The sequence below is a fragment of the Asaia sp. VD9 genome (assembly GCF_037150015.1).
In the GTDB taxonomy this organism is placed as follows: Bacteria; Pseudomonadota; Alphaproteobacteria; order Acetobacterales; family Acetobacteraceae; genus Asaia.
Genome location: NZ_JBBCQM010000002.1, coordinates 478,750 through 495,868 on the forward strand (window position 1 = coordinate 478,750; position 17,119 = coordinate 495,868).

The following is a 17,119-nucleotide window of genomic DNA, read 5'->3' on the forward strand; positions in this document are numbered from 1 at the left end:
GGGCATGAAGCGAGTCGTTCTTGCCCTCTTCCTTCTTCTTGTTCTGAGCACGGCGGGGTGCGCGGGCTGGACCTGGTCCTACGCGCACCGAACCGGGCCGCTCGCAGTAGCGACCGATCACGTCGTGCCTCATGGCAGCACTGCACATATCACCCATGATCTCGCGTTGGCGCAGATCATTCCCCCGGGGCGTATCTCCGAATTCCAGTTCCGCCTGATTACGAGGCTGACGACGACGCAAGGCGCGCTCCATGCCGCCGAGCTGCATTTCCCGGCTGGTGCTTCGGTGCTCGACGTGTTGGCGATCCTGCGTCATGCGCCACCGGTCCGGCACTTTCTCACGATCCCTGAAGGACGTACGGCCCGGCAGATCGCGTTGCTATTGGGTGAGGCCCCGCTGCTTACGGGGCCCTTGCCCCCGCTCGCGGAAGGCGCAATCCTGCCTCAGACCCTTGCTTACGAACGGGGTACGCCGCGTGCGCAGATCGCACAGCGCCTTGAGACGCTCATGAGACAGACCCTCGCGCGTGTCTGGGCCCAGCGTGATCCATCGATCGGCCTTGCCTCTCCCGAACAGCTTCTGATCCTTGCCTCGATTGTTGAGCGGGAGACGGGGGTGAATGCCGAGCGGCCCATGGTGGCCCGTGTGTTCCTGAATCGTCTGGGGCAGAATATGAAGCTGCAATCAGACCCGACAGCCATCTATGACCTGAGCGACGGGTTGGGAGTGCTGGATCATGGCGTGACCCATGACGAGTTGCATCGTCCGGGCCCGCATAATACCTATGTTGTCGATGGCCTTCCCGAGGGTCCTATCTGTTCACCGGGTGTAGCCGCACTGGGGGCGGTCGCGCATCCCGCGCAGGGCGATATGCTGTATTTCGTGGCGGATGGGACAGGGGGGCATGGATTCTCGCATGATCTGCGCGAGCATAATCAGCGTGTTGAGGCGCTCAGAACGCTGAAATCCGCGCATGCTGCGAATCCGAAGACCTTAGCGCCCGCCCATCCGTGACGTTCTGAGCAGGAGGCGTTTCCGGCATCGCCGAGGCGCTCCTGAATGATGGACCGGCCTCGAAGGAAGACGTATCAGTTTGACGCGCGACGCTCAGGGGGGTGGTAATCCCCGGAGCGCCGCTGGATCCCCTATTTGGGCGCAGCGAGTGACTCGCTCTTGATGGCTCCATGAGACTGGCTCGAGAAGGATTTGTGGCTGTCGTAATTGGCAGGGTAGGGGCTGGAGCCCACCGCGCTGCCTGACGTTGCTGCCGCCGTCGTGGCGGGTGTAGTGGTGGTTTGCGGCGTACTGCCCTGTTGCTGAACCACCTGCATAAGGATGCGGCGCAACGGGTCGGCGCCCGTGTTGTTCACGCGCATTGAGATCACGATATCTTCGGGACCCACTGGCTGGTTGTAGAACGCCCGGTTGGATCCGCTGTCGATGGTTAGCTTCGAACCGCCAAGCGAGGCGCCTGCGAACAGTCCCGATGACTTCTGAAGCGCGAGAATATCCGTGTTCGAGGCGCCAGCCGATCCGCTCTCGATCCCGCTTCCCATATTAGCAAATGAGGCCGAAGCCCCGGCGCTGAACTTGAATTGACTGTCAAGGAGTGCCTGAAGTCCGCGATCGGACATCACGAAGAACATGAGCTCCGAGCTCTCCACTCCAAGCTGAATCCCCATAGAAGCTGAGCTGAGCGTGTAGAAGGCGGGGTCCGACCAGGAGCCGCGCGCGTCGCGCGAGAGCAGGAGGCATCCGCCGCCTGCACCGCCGAAGACGATCGACATGCGAAACACCGAGGGACACACCATGACAGCGCGCGCCTTGGCCAGATAACGCTGCGCGCGGGAATTGGGGTTCGTACCCTGAAAGATGTCCTGCACGGCAAGCGTTGCCCGATCGACCAGCGCCTGCTGCTTCGATGCGGCCATGGCGGGAAGGGCGGTCAGGCCCGATGCCAGAAGTACCGTCGAGGCGACGAGTCGGCGGGGGAAAGAAACCATGAGTATCTGGGCCTCGTATCTGGATCCGTCAGGGGAAACCTAGCCGTGACGGGTAATTATGGCGTGAGAATGGTGGGGCAGGGTGGCCCTTAACGCGCGATGCGTAAAGAGCCGCGGCGCGGCGTCCCGGGATCATCCAAGGCGAAACCTTCCCCCCAATGGGGCTGTGTTGCTCAGAGCAGTTCCATGCCCGCCGCATGGGCGATGGGCTCGGCTACGCCGGGCGCGGCCGCCAGAATGGAGATACATCCTGTCATCCCGCCATCGCGCAGGAAAGGCGAGACCCGGGCCCCGCTCTCATGCAGCAATACGAGCGCTGCCGCCACGTCCCAGAGATTGATGGCGATTTCGAGATAGCCATCGCAGCGTCCCGAGGCGACATCGGCCAGAGCCAGGGCTCCACAGGCACCCGTGCGGGGGGCGATACCGAGCTCCAGAAAGGCCTTGGAGCGATTGGCATAGGTTTCGGGCGAAACCTTTGCGCTCCACCCCATTTCGACCATGGCGCTTCTGGTGTCGTCCACGGGTGAGGCTTTGAGCGCCCGACCGTTCATCCACGCGCCCACACCGCGCTGCGCCGTGTAGATTTCTCCCAGAGCCGGGGCGTTGATCACACCCGCCACCGGGATGTCGCCCTGCATCAGACCAAGCGAGACGCACCAGCGTTCACGACCACGAGCATAATTGGAGGTGCCGTCGATCGGATCGATCACCCAGGTCAGGCCCCCCTGTCTCTGGCGACCGCCTTCCTCGCCCATGAACCCATCCTCAGGGAAAAGGGTTTCGAGGCGTTTTGAAACCAGTGCCTCCACCGCCATGTCGGCTTCGGTCACGTAATTCTGCAGGCCCTTGGTCGTGCCGACCGGACCTCCCGGTGGCGGCCTCATTGCCATGGCCAGAGCAGCGGCATCGGCCACGACGGCGCGCGCCACTTCCAGACGTTGGGCAATCAGGCGTTGATCGGTCATGCAGGAACTCCTTAGTCAACACGTCTCGCCGCGCGAAGAGAGGCCGTCATGGCGGGATCTTCAAGGGCCATGAGGCGCAAGGCGGCGCCATGGCCGAAAAGCTGCATCAGCGTCTTTCGGCGGGCGGCCGCCAGCTTGATGAGCGGCGCATCGCGTATCATCGCACATTCCGGCAGGATGGTTGAGGGGCTTTCCGGCAGATGGGCGATGAAGAGTCCGACATCTTCCGGGATTAGCTCACGGGGGAAATTCTGGTCCACGGCAAAATAAAGCCTGTCACACCAGGCACGATATTCCGGCCATTTACTGTCACTCAGGTAGTCGCGCGGGCCAGACTTGATCTCGATGCAGTGCAGTTCCCCGCTCTGGGTGAGGGCCATGACATCGGCACGTCTGCCTGCTGCGGGAAGGGAGAATTCATTCACACAAGCCCAGCGCATGGTCCGGCAAAGGCCAAGCACGGCTCGTCTGATCGCGAACTGGGTTTCTGGCAGGGAGAGCGCGGGGGAATTGGCTTCCGCTGCGTCCCCCGCCTTCGCGCTGTCTGCGGCAAAAGCATGTGTGGGGCGATCGGGAGGTTGCATCTTCTGCGCGTGCCTTTATCCAACGAAGACATGACCGTGACCGGGTTGGGAGAGAAACTTGCCGGATAAACGTGACAGAGCTGATCAGGTTACTTCCCTTTCCCGCTGGTTGCAGCGCGAGAAGGCGTTGAGCTGCGCCCTTCTGGGAGTGATCGTCTTTGTGCTGGGTTATCTCTGCGGGCATTTGGACGAGCGTCTGCACTTCGCCCTGGATGTGGTCGCGCTCGGTGCATTTGCTGCGGCGGCCTTTCTTGAGCGACAGGCCGCTCCCAGAATGGTCTGGATATTGCTTCTCGTCGCTTGCGTCATTTTTGCCCAGATGGATTTCCGGCTTTCCAGCGCGCTTTCGCAGCCTCGCTCAGAGGGCGCTTTCGAGGCGCGCTAGGATTTCCCTACCCCGTCGGTCGAAGGATGCGGCGTCAAAGCGTGAGAGAACACGCTCACGCCCCGTCGCTCCCATGGCAGAAAGGCGTGCGGGCGTACGCAGGAGTTCGGCCATGGCAAGAGCGAGGGAGTCGGGATCATTTGGCGGGACGATGCGGCCACAGGATTCTGTGATCGTATGGGGCAGTTCACCCGCCTCCGATGCGATGACCGGTACGCCGCAAAGCAGCGCTTCATGGGCGGCGAGGCACAGCCCCTCCCATTGGGATGGCTGGACGTAGATCTGCAGGCTTGAGAGAAATTCCTTGGGGTCGGCATTATAGCCATCGAGGATCACGGGCAGACGATCACGCGCAATCAGCTCTGCCAGCCGGTCGCGTTCCTCACCCTCGCCAGCGATATGCACTTCGAACTCCGGCAGCCCCTCTATCTTGCGAAGCAACCGTACGGCCGCGCAGAGCACGTCATAGCCCTTGACCGGATGCAGGCGTCCGAGACTGCCTATTCTAATCGGGCCGTCCTCCGACCACGGGACCGCTATCGGGAAATTGTGGCTCGCGCGAAATATCGGCCAGCAGGTAAGCTTGCTCGGGGGAAGTCCCAGCTTGCGCTCGGTTTCCAGTTCCACGCAGGTCGAGTCAGCAATCCAAAGTCTCGAGAGCCCGCGCGTCAGGCGCAGCAGCCGGGCATTGGCGGGTTTGAGCCGCGCAGAGTGCTGCCAACTCACCACGGGCAGGCGGCGGCGCAATCCGACCAGCTGACCCAGAAGCGTTGCACGCGTCAGGGAGGTCCAGATCAGGTCAGGCTTCTGCTCGCCGATTTCGCGGTTTAGCCAGAGCAGAGCGGCAAGGTGGTCTTTGCGACCGCCTTCGCGCACATGAACGGTCAAGCCCGCCTGAAGCATGGGCTTGATGGCGCGCCCGTCGCGCCTGGTCAGCGCGAGAACGATCACTTCATGACCGTTTTCACGCATGACCTGCGTAATCGCAGGAACCGGCAGGGCTGCGCCGCCGCCCTCCACGGAGTTGATGACGTAGGCGATCTTCATGCGCGCTTGGACAGACGGGTTTCGACGAGGTCGAGATCGAGGGGCTTGTCGACATCCACGGCAGCCCAACCATCATCGATCGGGATCAGGGCCACATGCGCGCCTGTAATCCGGCGCACGCGCCCCGTAAGCTGAGTGCTTGTCAAACGACGGAACACAGCGCGCAGGAGCGTCATGAGACCCAGGGTCCGGGCCATTTTGAGCGGATGCTTGCGGTCGCGCTCAAGCGACTGCCAGAGTGTGATCACGGCACGCGCCCTCGCGTTCCGGAGCAGGAACAGGTTGCAGCCCGAAAAGCTCATGTCGCGCAACGGGATGTAGGTTCGCTTCGTGTGCGGGACATCGCGCTCGATCGTCTGACGCAAGGCGACCCCGACTGCCAGATCGCAGTCAGCCGCTTCGGCCGCTTCGAGGAAGCGCCTGATCCATTCTGTTTCGAGAAGGGGATGATCGGCAGTGGTAATCAGCAAAGGCGTACCCAACTCATCCAGCGCGAGGGCCACACTGCCACTGGGCCCCCTGGCTGTGGGGAGGCAGGTGAACGTGGGTGCCAGCGGCTCCAGAGCCTGGGGCGTTTCGATGCTCACATAGAGCGGGCCGAGCTCCGGTACGGACGAAAGCGTTTCGAGCACATGATCGATCATCGGGCGCCCTGCTACCGGGAGCAGGGCCTTGTGGGCCACATGACCGTGCCGGGCGAGTGGGTCCTGTGCCCCATCGCGCGACCCGGCAAGAACGAGAACGGGCAAGGTCACGGGGCTGTGCTGCCTCGCCTTGCGCCGTCGGGCCGCTGCTTGGGCGGTGCTCCCGTGCGTTTCATGACCCAGGGATACCGCTGCGCCTCATCCAGATCATAGCCGAGATCGAACACATGGGCGCTGCGGGGACGGGCGCGGGCATCCTTGTAGAAGCTGCCGAAGAGCCGGTCGGCAGCGTAATTGGTAATCCCGTAATTGCCGTCTTCGTCGTGGAAATGATGCAGCACGTGCAGTTGCTTGATCTTGGCCACCCAGGCCCAGCGCGGCTTGTAGGCCAGATGCTGGATGCAGTGGAAGAATTCGTAGATGCAGGTCATGACCAGTCCGGTCGAAAGCGCGGCAAAAGCGGCGCTTTCCCCGCCAATGGCCCAGCCAATGGGCATGACGATGATGGCAATGGTCGGAATGGTATTGAGGGGCGAACCGAAAAGTACGTCCAGCAGATGCGGATCCTGATGATGGTCGAAATGGACGCGCTTCCAGAGCGAGGCTGTCAGCGGATTACGGTAAAGCCAGCGGCCATGAAGGATAAAGCGATGGATGGCGTACCAGGCAAAAGGATAGATCGCGACGACCAGAAGGATGGTCACGAGCGTTCCTGTTGCTTGGGGCCCCAGATAGAGCGCCATGCCTGCCGAGGCGAGGATAAGGGCAAAATAGAGCAGGATGGTGGGATAGGTGAGATACGCCATCCAGAGATGCGGAAGGCTCATCTTGCCGAGGTCGAAGCTTCGTCCCGTGCGCAGGGTGCCCTGGTTTTTTCGGGCGTTCCAGAAGGCGCGCCAGAAGCCCTCCGGTTGATCAGAATTGAGCGTGCTCATTTCTCTTCCATCTTCACGATCCATGCCCCTCCTAGGAGGAATGCCAGGGCGGGAGGCGCCATGACGGCAACGAGTGCGGGCAAGGTTCCCGCGTTGCCAAGAGCCTGTATCAGGCCTTGCAGTACGATGAAACCAAAACCGGCCGCGAGAGCCGCGATTGGCAGAAGGCTGCGCGTACCGGTGCGCGGCGGAATATAGATGACCGGCAGCGCCATAAGGAGCATGGCGCATAGGGAAACCGGCAGGACGAAAGGCGCAAAGAGCGCCATGCGATAGGTCGCCTTGGGCAGGCTCGAAGCACCGCCCCGATGTAATATGGACCAGAGCGTGCCGAATGAAAGGGTCGGGTAGTTCTGGGACAGCTGAATGATCGTATCCGGCGTGATATTGCGGGGCAGCAGCACCACATTCGCGCGTCTCTCGATTTCAACCCGGTTGCTCTTGAGTGTCAGGCTGCGCACGGCGCCCGCCCGCCACCCCGAAGCGGCGTCATAAATGAGCTCCGGAGCGGTATCTGTGGCGACGAGATCGCCGCCAGTGATGCGGTGGTACAGACCCACTTTCTGAATGCGCTGTCCGCCCTCGCTGAAGCTGTCGATATGCACGACATTGCCTTCGGCGTGAAACCAGAATCCGTGACCGCTCCCCGCAGCTTTCGGGTCTGTCCGGTTCCACCATTTGGCAAGCGCCAGTTCGGTGCGCGGTGCGACGATTTCCTGCGTGGTTATCCCCGCGAGGCTGATGATTCCGATGGCGGGCAGGAGCAGGCGCAGCAGGCGACGCGTGGAAAGACCCGCTGCCCGCAGGCTCGCCATTTCACTATTCAGGGTCATCTGCATCAGGAGGAACAAGGCGCCGATCAACGTGCTGAGCGGCAAGGTCTGCACGGCGAGGCTGGGCAGGCGCAGCAGGGCATAATGCGCCATACCGAGAGCGCCAAGATGACGCTCAAGAATAGGTGTGGTCATCTCCAGAAGCCCAAGGATTTCGAGCATGGAGACGAGAATGGCGCCACAAAGCACGGTCCGGCTGAGCAGGGAGCGCGTAAGATGCGTGAGAAGAACGGAGCGTCCCGCCTGGGGAGGGGTCATGGCGTCGCTCCCGTTTCACGTAGTGGAATGGCCTTGCGGCGCAGCCAGGAACCGCGTGAGCGCCGGAAGATCGAGGCGAGGCAGATCGTGCAGAACAGGATCTCGGGGAGCCATATCGCATAGAAGCCGCGCATGCGCCCCGTCGCGATCAGCCCGTGCCCGAATTGAAGCATGTGATCGAACCCGACCAGAATCAGTGCCAGTGCGATCAGTCCGATGATGGGCCTGCGGCGTTTCGCTCCGATGGCGAGTGCAACGGCAAGAGGCGGAATGAAGGGGATGGCGAGCGCACGGGCGAGCCGGAAATCAAGTTCCGCACGGAGGCTGGAGCGCGAGATGCGGCTGTCATCAGGCCCCGTATCCTTCTGATGCGACGCTTCGAGCTGGGTTGCCAGTTCGACCAGGGTGAGTTCGCGCTCATCGATGCCTCGAGAGCGAAAAGCTTCCGTGTCATGGCCCTGATCGAAGGTGCGCATGGAATGCGCAAAGCGTGTCTGGGTAGCCTTGTTACTGTCATCGCGCGGGTCATATACGATCAGCCCGTCCCACAGATCCAGGCGCGTCTGCTTGAGCGATGGAACGGCCGTCACCAGCCCTCGATGCGCGGTGATGATACGCACGGCGCCGTTGGCCTCGCGCTGCCGGATGAAGACCTCATGCAGAACGGTGCCATTCTGCGTGACGCGGTCAGCTGTGAGCATCGAATCGCCAGAGGTCGTGGCAAACATGCCGGCCTGCAGATGCGGCGCCCAGCCCGAATGCGCGGCATAGTAGAAGCCTGACCTGAAATCATAGCGCGCGACGGGTTGGATATAGCCGTAGAGCAGAATGCTGCCGAACCCAAGACAAACACCTGCCCACATATAAGGCCGTGCAATACGCAGGAGGGACACGCCGCTCGCCATGAGCGCGTCGATCTCGTTATTGTCGCTCATGCGCCTGATGATCAGGAAGACGCTGACACAAAGTGCAGCGGGCAGGGCGAGCCCCAGGTAATGGGGGAGGAGATCTGTCAGCAGAGCGACGAAGGTGGCGAGAGAACTTCCCTCCGCCGCGAGATCGTCGAACAGGACCAGAAGCCGTTCGAGCAGGAGTGCTGCCAGCACAGCGGCGAGAGACACGATGAAGGGGGGCAGGAGCTGGGCAAGCAGATAGCGGTCCAGGGTCGGGAAATGAGGGAGGCGCATCAGCCGTGTCCGCCTTGGACATACCATTGCCGGTGACGACTGCAGCGCCATCCATCTTGCTGCGTATATTGCCTTGTAGTCAGGTCAATCTCCCATCCGTTCTCCCGCCGCGTGACGGCGATCCGGTTCCAGCCACTATGGCGCCAGGGGCGCGAGGAAAGCAAAGAGGCCGAGGGAACACCGATCAGGGGAATGGTGCTGCCCGGAACGGTCGCGAGCGTCGCGTTATGAGAGTGCCCATGCAGTACGCAGGCTGCACCATGGTGCGCGATAATCCGCGCAACGGCACGATGGTCGAGCAGGGATTTGCGCCAGGGCACAAGACCTGGACGCGGCGGATGATGGATCATCACGATCCGGCAGCAGGCGCGGGTAGAATCGAGCAGCATTGCAAGTCGATCGGCCTGTGCCTTGCCAACACGGCCACAAGCCATGAAAGGAGGGGTAGGAAGTGCGCTGTTCACGCCGATGATTGCCAGATCACCCGCCCTCACGAGATAAGGAAAACTGTCCGAAGCGGTTTGATCCATCCATTCTGCCCATTGGCTCACTGTACCGGGCCAGTCGCGCGCAATCATCGCGTCGTGATTGCCCGGCACCACAAGCATGCGCGGTGCCTGCGCGCGCATCCAGGCGGCCGCGGCTTCGAACTCATGGGCAAGGCCGAAATTGGTCAGATCACCCGTGTTGAGGATCAGGGCCGGTCGGGCGGCTTCGATATCGTGGCATACGGCTTCACTCAGCGCCGGGAGGTGATGATGCTGCCGGTGGCGCTTCCAGGACGCGACACTCAGAGCACGCTTGTTCAGGAAGTGACGCCATGAGGGCAGGGGAGACGGGGGCGGGAGATGCACGTCGGAGAGATGCGCCAGGACCACAGATGCTGTTTCAGTCAGGGCCATCGGCTTCTCTCTCCCTTGCGATTGGCTCGAGGCCGAGAACGGCAAAATCCAAAAATGACCAATCGGTTTCTGGTCCCGCTGCCTAAGTCATGCTATGGCGCCGCGCAAGGCGGACCCCCGATGTTCCGTCGGGCTGAAGGGAAGACCGTAACATAAATGATACTGCCTTGCGCCTAGCCCTCATTCACAACCCACGCAGTCGCAAGAACCGACGGGATGGCACAAGATTTGCGACTCTCGCGCGCCAACTCCTTGGCGAGGGATTTCTGGTGCCCGCCTCTCATGAAGAGATGATGGAGATGGTGGCCTCCCTTGCCCGTCGCAATGTGAGGCTCATCGCGATCAATGGTGGTGATGGCACCGTCAGCGACGTAATGACGGCCGTAGCACGCTGCTATCCTGCCGACGCCCTGCCGGAGCTGGCCATTTTCCCATCGGGTAATACCAACCTCATCGCGCAGGATATCGGCTTTTCGCGCCGTGGGGTCGAGGCACTCAGGCAGCTCTGCCAGAAGCACGAGACACTGCCACGCACGAAGCGTCGCCCCCTCGAGATCTCCTGGCCGGAAGGCGAGCACGAAACCCGTCTGGGCATGTTCCAGGGGAGCTCGGGATATGCGCGCGCCATTGCCATAGCGCACTCGCCGCATGTCCTGCGCTATGCACCGCATAACCTCGCTGTCGCTGTGACGCTGATCGGTGCTTTCGGAAGCCTGCTCTGGCGGCGGCAGCGTGAGACATGGCTTGCGGGTGATCGCCTGACGCTTGAAAGCGATGGCGAGGTTTTGGCCGATGGTCACAGTTTCCTCCTGCTCTCCACAGCGCTCCAGCGCCTCAATCTGGGTATCTGGCCCTTCTGGAACACAGGCAGGGCGCGGACGGGTGGCCTGCATTTTCTTCATGTGGGTGCCCATCCCGCCCGCCTGCTTCAGGCAACGTGGTCTTTGCTGCGTGGTCGCGCGCCCTCCTGGCTGCGCGAGAGCCGCGATTATTCGAGCGGCCGGGCAGGGGAACTCATCGTGACCTGCAAGGGCGATTTCGTATTGGATGGCGAGCGTTTTGCTCCGGGTGCCAGCAATCGGATCAAGCTTTCCGAAGGGCCGGAATTCGGCTTCATCCATGACTGAGCCTCGAAATGCCTCCGCCTCCGGGCTCAGGGCCGAGGCGCGTCGGCAGTTGGACGAGACTCTGATTGCCGAGCTGACGACGCCGGTGGATCCTCGGCTGCACGCGCTTGTCAGGGCAATTCTTGGTGGCAGGCGCGCTCTCGCGGTGCTGTTCTACGGGTCGGGACTGAGGCAGTTCGATCCGGACGGGGTTTTCGATTTCTATATCATCCTTGATCGTCTGACAGACTGGCCAGCCGGGAACCTCGCCCGTCTGGGCAATGCGGTTCTGCCGCCCAATGTCTTCTACGCCGAGCATGAGATTGAAGGGGTAACTTTGCGCGCCAAGGTGGCCCTGCTCACGTGCGCGCAATTCAGGGCGGGGTCTTCACCCCGTGCCATGGACACCACGCTCTGGGCACGTTTCTGTCAGCCGGTGCGCCTCGTCTGGGTGAGCGGGCCCGACGCTGCCGATTCTGTCCTGCAGATCCTGCGTGACTGCGTTGTAACAGCGTCTGGCTGGGCGGCACGCCTCGCAACGGGGACGTATTCAGCTCAGGGCTGGTGGGAGGCCCTGTTCCGCCGGACCTATCGTGCCGAACTGAGAGTCGAGAATGCTAGTCGTGGTGCGGCCATTCTTGCGGGGCAGGAGGCCCGTTACGAAGCCCTGCTGCGTCCTGCCTGGGATCTTTGCGGACTCTCTCATGATGGTACCGATGCGGCGCTCGTGCCTCATCTTTCTGCAGCGCAACGCCGGCGCGCAGAACGTCGCTGGGTGCGCATGGCACAACGCGGGCGCTGGCGGAACGTGGCGCGTCTGATCAAGGCCGCCTTCACATTCAAAAATGGGGCGGCCTATCTCGCCTGGAAGATAGAGCGTCATAGCGGCTTTAAGTTGAGGCTTTCCAGCTTCGAGGCTCGCCATCCACTACTCTGTCTCCCTGTGCTGCTATGGCGTGCGCGCAGTATCTTTCTGCGCGGCATGAGGGGATAGAAAAGGGGAAGGAGCCGTTGGCCCTTCCCCTTTCTTCAATCTGGTCGACGGGTTGTCTCCCGCGCTCAGCCCAGTACCTCGCTCTTGACCTGAGCGAAGACCGACAGTGCACGATCGATTTCCTCTCTCGTATGCACGGCCATCACCGAGCAGCGCAGAAGCGGATGCTCGTCCGGTGTCGCCGGGGGAAGGGAGAGATTGACGTAGACGCCGAGCTCGAGCAGGCGATTCCAGAAAGCGAGAGCCTGCTCGACCGTTTGCAGGGTGACGGCCACAACCGGGCTGACATGCGGGCTCGTATTGAGACCCAGAGCATGCAGACCATGATTGAGCTGCTCGGCATTGGCGTAAAGCTGCTTGCGCAGTTCAGGGCGCGCTTGCATCTCGTCGAGAGCAGCCAGCGTCGCGGCGATGATTTCAGGCGGAAGCGAGGCTGTGAACATGTAAGGGCGCGAGCACAGGCGGATGAGCTCGAGACCGTCGAGGTTTGAAACGCAATACCCGCCTACCGTGCCAAGGCTCTTCGAGAACGTGCCGACGACGAAATCGACATCGTCCTCACAGCCGTCGCGCTCGGCCACGCCGCGGCCATTCTCCCCCAGAACGCCGAAGGAATGGGCTTCATCCGCGAGCAGATAGGCGCCATGCTTCTTCTTGACCTCGGCGAATTCGCGCATTGGCGCGACATTGCCAGTCATTGAATAGATGCCTTCGACCACCACGAGCTTGGCGCCCTGGTGATCCTTCAGTCGCGCGAGGCGACGATCGAGATCAGCGGGATCGTTATGACGGAAGCGGATGACCTGCGCATATCCGAGGCGGCTCGCATCATAAATGCTTGCGTGGCTGTCGGCATCGAGAAGCAGCACGTCATCCTTGCCAGCCAGCGCCGAGATCGCGCCGAGATTGGCCTGATATCCGGTCGAGAAAATCATGCAATGGCGACGACGGAAGACGTCAGCGAGACGCATTTCGAGCTTGCGATGCAGGGCGAAGGTACCGTTCGCAATACGGGAGCCGGTCGTACCGACGCCCTCACGACGGACAGTATCAATGGCTGCATCGGCTGCGGCTTTGGACTGGCTCAGGCCAAGATAGTTATTGGTGCCGAACAGAAGCGTTTCGCGCCCTTCGATCATGCCGACCGTCGCTGAAACCGGATGGTCGATGATCACGCCAAACGGGTTGCGCGGAGAATGGGCGGTAAGCCCGGCTGCTGCAGCCTTGAGCCCCGCATATTTTGCGAAGATGTCGGTCACGAGTTTTGACCACCGGACTTGAGAGAGGCGAGGCACACGGCGAGATCATGAATGGTGCGGATATCGGCCAGCTTGTCGAGAGGGACGGACACGTCGAGTTCGTCTTCGATTTCCATCACGAAGTTCATGACTGCCAGAGAGTCGAAGGCGAGATCTTCCACGATCTTGCTGTCGCCCGAGATGTCGCGGGGGACTTTCGGATTGGCGAGCAGTTTTTCAACGATCATCGATGAGATGGAGTCAACCGTATCGGCCATGGGGGATCTCCGAAATTGCACGTCAGGGCGCGGAGCGCCCTCAGATGGAGGGTCTTATGCGACAGCGGGTGTCGAATAGCCAGAGGGAGGGCGTGAACGGGGCGTAGACGTTTCAAGCTGATGCAAGAGCGGGACGGCGCAGTTAGACCTGGCGCCGTCCTGTCGGCTCATGCTGCCGTGCTGCTCGTCGTCGTCTCGAACTGACCGGCAAGGAGCATGGCCTTGGCGCGCGCGCGTGTCAGCTTGCCAGAAGAGGTCTGGGGCAGGGTATGGGGAGGTACCAGGATCACGTCGACGTCGATGCCATGCTGGCGACGGAAGAGCCCCATGGTCTCTTCTCGCAGCTTGGCGCGATCCTCTTCATTCGTCGCACGACACTGGACGAGGGCCACCACGCGTTCGCCGGCTTCTTCCTCAACGGCAAACACGGCGACATCGCGTGAGCGAAGCGAGGCGATTTCGTGTTCGGCCGACCATTCAAGGTCTTGTGGCCAGATATTGCGGCCGTTGATAATGATCAGATCCTTGGCGCGCCCAGTGATCACGATCTCCCCATGGAGCATGTAGCCGAGATCGCCCGTGTTGAGCCACCCCTTGTCGTCGAGGACCTCATCCGTTTCAGGCTGGCGTCCGAAATAGCCGCGCATCAGGCTGGGTCCGCGGACGTAAACCATGCCCACATGGCGCTCCGGCAGAAGACCTCCCTTGGCATTGCGTACCTGGATGTCATGTTCAGGCAGCGCCAGACCGCACAGAACGAACGTGCGCAATGCGTGAGACGGGTCGTCGGAAGCAGAAGCGACACCCTCGGTCTCGAGCCTGCGCAGATCAATCGTGTCGGTCTTGATGCCTGTATCGAGCGGGGCGAAGCTGATCGCGAGCGTCGCCTCAGCCATGCCATAGCTGGCGACGAAGGCACGACCGTCGAAACCATAGGCTGAAAATCGCTCGGCAAAGGTTTCCAGGATATGATGGCGGATCATGTCGCCGCCGATCCCGGCAATACGCCAGCAGGAGAGATCGAGATCGCCCGAAACAGGGCGTCGTGCGCAGAGCTCGTAGCCAAAGGACGGGCTGTAGGCGATGGTGCCGCGATTGCGGCTGATCAGATCGAGCCAGACATGAGGACGGCGAGCGAACTCGCGTGTAGGCAGAAGATCGACCGTAAGCTGACAGGTCATGGGGGTGAGGAAGAAACCGACCAGCCCCATATCGTGATAGAGCGGCAACCAGGAAACGCAGCGATCGCCGGTTTCGGTCACCTGCAGCCCGTCGCGCGCGATCGCGCGCGCATTCGCCATGCCTGCCGCCTGGGTTACGGCAACGCCCATGGGGAAACGGGTGCTTCCTGAGGAAAACTGCAGATAGGAAAGATCCTGTGAGCCAATTTCGGGCAGCGCTTCCGCTGATGCCGTCAGGGCAAGCAGTTCTGCGGGAGAGCCGCCAAAAGCTAGATCGAGCCCGGCGATGATGTCGGCTGTCCAGGACCCGATCAGCTCGGGAACGATGACGGCGCGCGCGCCAGAGGCAGAGACCATACCGCGTAGCGTGGCGATATAGGCGTCGCGCCCACCGAAGGCGATGGGAAGAGGCAGGGGGGCCGGAACGAGCCCGGCATACTGGCACCCGAAGAAGATACGTGCAAAATCGCCGTCGCTCTCGGCAATGATAGCGACGCGATCGCCGCTCTTCAGGCCTGCGCCGAGCATACGGCGCGCGGTATCAAGCGCCTGCTCGCGCAGCACGCGGTAAGGGAGCGCCTCAAGAAGCTGGCCACGACCATTGTAAATGTTGAATCCCGCCGTTCCCTGCGCCGCGTAATCCAGCGCAGCGCTGAACGTCGGAAAGTCGCCATGACGGCGCTTCTGGTTCGAGGCGGTAGGAACGGGCGTTTGGTTCGGCGTCATCGTGTTGTGTCTGCTCTGCTTTTCATTCTGTCGTGGTGTCGGAATACAGGGGAAACCCCGGTCCGTGTCATGCGTATCGTGTCAGGCGGCGCTGCGCAGGTAGTCGACGATAGCGTCGGCTGCGCCCGGGGCGGTCGGGCCGTCATCGGTGAATTCGAAGGTATCTAGTATATATTGGCGTTGCGCCTCAAGGAAATCGTCATGTTTTGTCACAGCAGCTTCCAGAGCGGCGGATAAACCATCGGCATTGTCCAGAACCTGACCTAGATTCCAGAAGTGATAGTTTCGATCAGCTTCCCAGCTGATCTGGTGCGCATTGAGAAACACGCAAGGGCGTGGGCGCACGAGAAATTCGGCAACCTGTGAACTGACATCGCCTAGATACAGGTCGGCTGCCATGGTGTAGGTCATGTCGATGCTGCGCGGGCTGCCCGGATCGATCAGGATATGATTGTGATGGGCAAAGCGGGAAACGAGTTGCTCCCCCTCCTGCCGGTGTTTGTCGAACAGCCTGTAGTGCGGCGCAAAGATCAGATTGTATCGATCCTGATTGGCAAAATACTGCAGGATCTGCTCGCCCATCAGCGGCCATGACGACAGCTTGGACGAGAAATGAGGGTTATAAAGGACAATCGGTCGGCCGTTATCAAACAGCGCCGGGCGCGCGCGGGCCATACGCCGAACGATATCAAACTTGGCATAGGAGCCACGATAATAGCGTCCGGGGCTGATTGCCCCCTGCGAGAGGAGACGCTCTTCGATCTTTTTGCCAGAAAGCAGGACGAAATCGAACTCCTTGACGTCCCGCGCAAAACCAATCGCGCGATCGCCGGCCCCATGGCGGGTCCATATCAGGCGGGGCTTGTGAATCCCCATACGGCGTAGATAGAGCGAGGTTCGTTCGGGCACCACGATGGCCTCGAAACGGGAGAAGTAGTCCCGATTGAAAAACAGGCTCGCCAGCTTGCCTATGACGCCCGGTCCCGAATGCTCGATGCGGCGGCGAAGTATCTCGGGCATTTTCAACAGGTCAAACCGCGCCCGTGCCTGGGGATACAAGGCGCTCAGGGTTTTCGCGTAGTCGAGATGCGCTTCAGTCGTGCACGCTACGTGCACCTCGGTGTCGGTGTGACGGGAGGCAATCTCCATGGCGATCGGCAAGGAATGCAAGGTCTGGTGAGGCTGCGCGATATATGGGAAGGCTATCTTCATCATGGTGCGGAATCAGTTACCGGTTCTGGACATGGTCGTGGAATGTCTCATCGATACTTCCCTCACGTCTCCTGCCTCATATGTCGCGGCTTGTGATTGCCGCATCGTTAAATCGCCCGCCACAGCGCTCGATTGTTACTGGCCGAGTTTTTTGTGCCTCTCTCTTGAAGTTACAAGAGAGGGTATTGGAAACGTGATGATTGGATGGCTTAAATTTTGGCAATCGAGCCGGGCTCTGCTTGCCGGGATCCGTCATGGCCCCTCGGGAAGAGCGGTGCGAAACCTTTCGGTGGGCTCAGCTAAAACATCGACCCTAAATAGGTCTTTTTGGGGGCGGGGAAACAACACACGATTTGTGACGCTTCATTGCGCGCTCAGGTGTTCCGTCTAGTGAGGGAGGAAAGTTCTGTTTTTTTGAAGAATGGTGTTGACGGTGGTGTGTGTGGGGTCTAAAAGCCCGTTCACCGCAGCGGACGATGCTGGGGTGGCTGCCTGAAAGACTGAGTAAGGTCAGTAGTTTAGGTAGGGTTCTTTGAAAATTGAATAGGAATGGAAGGGATATGTTGGCGGCGCTTTGGTGTTGTCTGAACCAGTGGTTCTGATGATGAGAGTGCTGACTGATTTATTCTTTTTTTGG

At 61.0% G+C, this 17,119-nt stretch carries 17 protein-coding genes; 4 read left to right on the forward strand and 13 right to left on the reverse strand.

Features of this window, described 5'->3' with window-relative positions:
- Positions 1-4: 4 nt before the first annotated feature.
- Positions 5-1,015 (forward strand): endolytic transglycosylase MltG, encoded by a 1,011-nt coding sequence (gene mltG / locus WFJ47_RS04500; protein WP_336761137.1) that lies wholly within the window; start codon positions 5-7, stop codon positions 1,013-1,015.
- 131 nt (positions 1,016-1,146) lie between these two features.
- Here mltG and WFJ47_RS04505 read toward each other — a convergent pair whose 3' ends face one another.
- The 3 genes from WFJ47_RS04505 to WFJ47_RS04515 all read right to left on the reverse strand — a co-directional run bounded on the left by WFJ47_RS04505 (position 1,147) and on the right by WFJ47_RS04515 (position 3,556).
- Positions 1,147-1,932 carry a lipid-binding SYLF domain-containing protein gene (locus tag WFJ47_RS04505; protein ID WP_408868617.1) on the reverse strand — a complete coding sequence of 262 codons (786 nt, stop codon included), beginning with the start codon at positions 1,930-1,932 and terminating at the stop codon, positions 1,147-1,149.
- Between the two features lie 245 nt (positions 1,933-2,177).
- Entirely contained in the window at positions 2,178-2,972 is a 795-nt protein-coding gene (locus WFJ47_RS04510) for an inositol monophosphatase family protein (protein ID WP_336761141.1), read from the reverse strand.
- 11 nt (positions 2,973-2,983) lie between these two features.
- Positions 2,984-3,556 carry an MmcB family DNA repair protein gene (locus WFJ47_RS04515; RefSeq protein WP_336761143.1) on the reverse strand — a complete coding sequence of 191 codons (573 nt, stop codon included), beginning with the start codon at positions 3,554-3,556 and terminating at the stop codon, positions 2,984-2,986.
- Between the two features lie 58 nt (positions 3,557-3,614).
- Between WFJ47_RS04515 and WFJ47_RS04520 the strand changes: the two genes are divergently transcribed.
- A complete protein-coding gene (locus tag WFJ47_RS04520; RefSeq protein ID WP_127100124.1) occupies positions 3,615-3,941 on the forward strand; it encodes a hypothetical protein in 327 nt (108 codons plus the stop codon).
- On the opposite strand, the gene WFJ47_RS04525 is transcribed toward WFJ47_RS04520, so the two are convergent.
- From WFJ47_RS04525 to WFJ47_RS04550, 6 genes are all read right to left on the reverse strand, one after another.
- Positions 3,915-4,988, reverse strand: coding sequence for a glycosyltransferase family 4 protein (locus WFJ47_RS04525; protein ID WP_336761146.1), 1,074 nt, complete (start codon positions 4,986-4,988; stop codon positions 3,915-3,917). The two genes, WFJ47_RS04520 and WFJ47_RS04525, sit on opposite strands and share 27 nt — an antisense overlap.
- Positions 4,985-5,743, reverse strand: coding sequence for a nucleotidyltransferase family protein (locus WFJ47_RS04530; protein WP_336761148.1), 759 nt, complete (start codon positions 5,741-5,743; stop codon positions 4,985-4,987). Before WFJ47_RS04530 ends, WFJ47_RS04525 begins: the two co-directional genes overlap by 4 nt.
- Positions 5,740-6,459 (reverse strand): sterol desaturase family protein, encoded by a 720-nt coding sequence (locus WFJ47_RS04535; protein ID WP_233581941.1) that lies wholly within the window; start codon positions 6,457-6,459, stop codon positions 5,740-5,742. Before WFJ47_RS04535 ends, WFJ47_RS04530 begins: the two co-directional genes overlap by 4 nt.
- A 104-nt stretch (positions 6,460-6,563) precedes the next feature.
- Positions 6,564-7,658, reverse strand: a complete 1,095-nt coding sequence (locus WFJ47_RS04540; RefSeq protein WP_336761150.1) for an LptF/LptG family permease — start codon at positions 7,656-7,658, stop codon at positions 6,564-6,566.
- The gene (locus WFJ47_RS04545; RefSeq protein ID WP_127100114.1) at positions 7,655-8,845 is read right to left on the reverse strand and encodes an LptF/LptG family permease; all 1,191 of its coding nucleotides are present in this window, start codon (positions 8,843-8,845) and stop codon (positions 7,655-7,657) included. Before WFJ47_RS04545 ends, WFJ47_RS04540 begins: the two co-directional genes overlap by 4 nt.
- Positions 8,845-9,747 (reverse strand): metallophosphoesterase, encoded by a 903-nt coding sequence (locus WFJ47_RS04550; RefSeq protein WP_336761154.1) that lies wholly within the window; start codon positions 9,745-9,747, stop codon positions 8,845-8,847. The genes WFJ47_RS04545 and WFJ47_RS04550 overlap by 1 nt, the downstream gene beginning before the upstream one ends.
- Positions 9,748-9,914: 167 nt before the next feature.
- On the opposite strand from WFJ47_RS04550, the gene WFJ47_RS04555 reads away from it, so the two are divergent.
- Positions 9,915-10,874: a diacylglycerol kinase family protein gene (locus WFJ47_RS04555; RefSeq protein WP_127100110.1), complete on the forward strand. Its 960-nt coding sequence runs from the start codon at positions 9,915-9,917 to the stop codon at positions 10,872-10,874.
- Complete coding sequence (locus WFJ47_RS04560; protein WP_336761156.1) at positions 10,867-11,847, forward strand: hypothetical protein; 981 nt, start codon at positions 10,867-10,869, stop codon at positions 11,845-11,847. The genes WFJ47_RS04555 and WFJ47_RS04560 overlap by 8 nt, the downstream gene beginning before the upstream one ends.
- A gap of 65 nt (positions 11,848-11,912) precedes the next feature.
- On the opposite strand, the gene spt is transcribed toward WFJ47_RS04560, so the two are convergent.
- The 4 genes from spt to WFJ47_RS04580 all read right to left on the reverse strand — a co-directional run bounded on the left by spt (position 11,913) and on the right by WFJ47_RS04580 (position 16,482).
- On the reverse strand, positions 11,913-13,106 hold the full coding sequence (gene spt, locus WFJ47_RS04565; RefSeq protein ID WP_336761158.1) for a serine palmitoyltransferase: 1,194 nt from the start codon (positions 13,104-13,106) through the stop codon (positions 11,913-11,915).
- Positions 13,103-13,363, reverse strand: coding sequence for an acyl carrier protein (locus WFJ47_RS04570; RefSeq protein WP_127100104.1), 261 nt, complete (start codon positions 13,361-13,363; stop codon positions 13,103-13,105). The genes spt and WFJ47_RS04570 overlap by 4 nt, the downstream gene beginning before the upstream one ends.
- Before the next feature lie 167 nt (positions 13,364-13,530).
- Positions 13,531-15,270, reverse strand: coding sequence for a fatty acyl-AMP ligase (locus WFJ47_RS04575; protein ID WP_336761160.1), 1,740 nt, complete (start codon positions 15,268-15,270; stop codon positions 13,531-13,533).
- A gap of 81 nt (positions 15,271-15,351) precedes the next feature.
- Complete coding sequence (locus tag WFJ47_RS04580) at positions 15,352-16,482, reverse strand: CDP-glycerol glycerophosphotransferase family protein (RefSeq protein ID WP_127100699.1); 1,131 nt, start codon at positions 16,480-16,482, stop codon at positions 15,352-15,354.
- Positions 16,483-17,119 lie beyond the last annotated feature (637 nt).

Bases quoted from the DNA above. Each gene is read 5' to 3' on its own strand.
- mltG (WP_336761137.1), top strand. From the start codon at position 5: ATGAAGCGAGTCGTTCTTGCCCTCTTCCTTCTTCTTGTTCTGAGCACG.
- WFJ47_RS04505 (WP_408868617.1), bottom strand. From the start codon at position 1,932: ATGGCCGCATCGAAGCAGCAGGCGCTGGTCGATCGGGCAACGCTTGCC.
- WFJ47_RS04510 (WP_336761141.1), bottom strand. From the start codon at position 2,972: ATGACCGATCAACGCCTGATTGCCCAACGTCTGGAAGTGGCGCGCGCC.
- WFJ47_RS04515 (WP_336761143.1), bottom strand. From the start codon at position 3,556: ATGCAACCTCCCGATCGCCCCACACATGCTTTTGCCGCAGACAGCGCG.
- WFJ47_RS04525 (WP_336761146.1), bottom strand. From the start codon at position 4,988: ATGAAGATCGCCTACGTCATCAACTCCGTGGAGGGCGGCGGCGCAGCC.
- WFJ47_RS04535 (WP_233581941.1), bottom strand. From the start codon at position 6,459: ATGAGCCTTCCGCATCTCTGGATGGCGTATCTCACCTATCCCACCATC.
- WFJ47_RS04540 (WP_336761150.1), bottom strand. From the start codon at position 7,658: ATGACCCCTCCCCAGGCGGGACGCTCCGTTCTTCTCACGCATCTTACG.
- WFJ47_RS04545 (WP_127100114.1), bottom strand. From the start codon at position 8,845: ATGCGCCTCCCTCATTTCCCGACCCTGGACCGCTATCTGCTTGCCCAG.
- WFJ47_RS04550 (WP_336761154.1), bottom strand. From the start codon at position 9,747: ATGGCCCTGACTGAAACAGCATCTGTGGTCCTGGCGCATCTCTCCGAC.
- WFJ47_RS04560 (WP_336761156.1), top strand. From the start codon at position 10,867: ATGACTGAGCCTCGAAATGCCTCCGCCTCCGGGCTCAGGGCCGAGGCG.
- WFJ47_RS04570 (WP_127100104.1), bottom strand. From the start codon at position 13,363: ATGGCCGATACGGTTGACTCCATCTCATCGATGATCGTTGAAAAACTG.
- WFJ47_RS04575 (WP_336761160.1), bottom strand. From the start codon at position 15,270: ATGACGCCGAACCAAACGCCCGTTCCTACCGCCTCGAACCAGAAGCGC.
- WFJ47_RS04580 (WP_127100699.1), bottom strand. From the start codon at position 16,482: ATGAAGATAGCCTTCCCATATATCGCGCAGCCTCACCAGACCTTGCAT.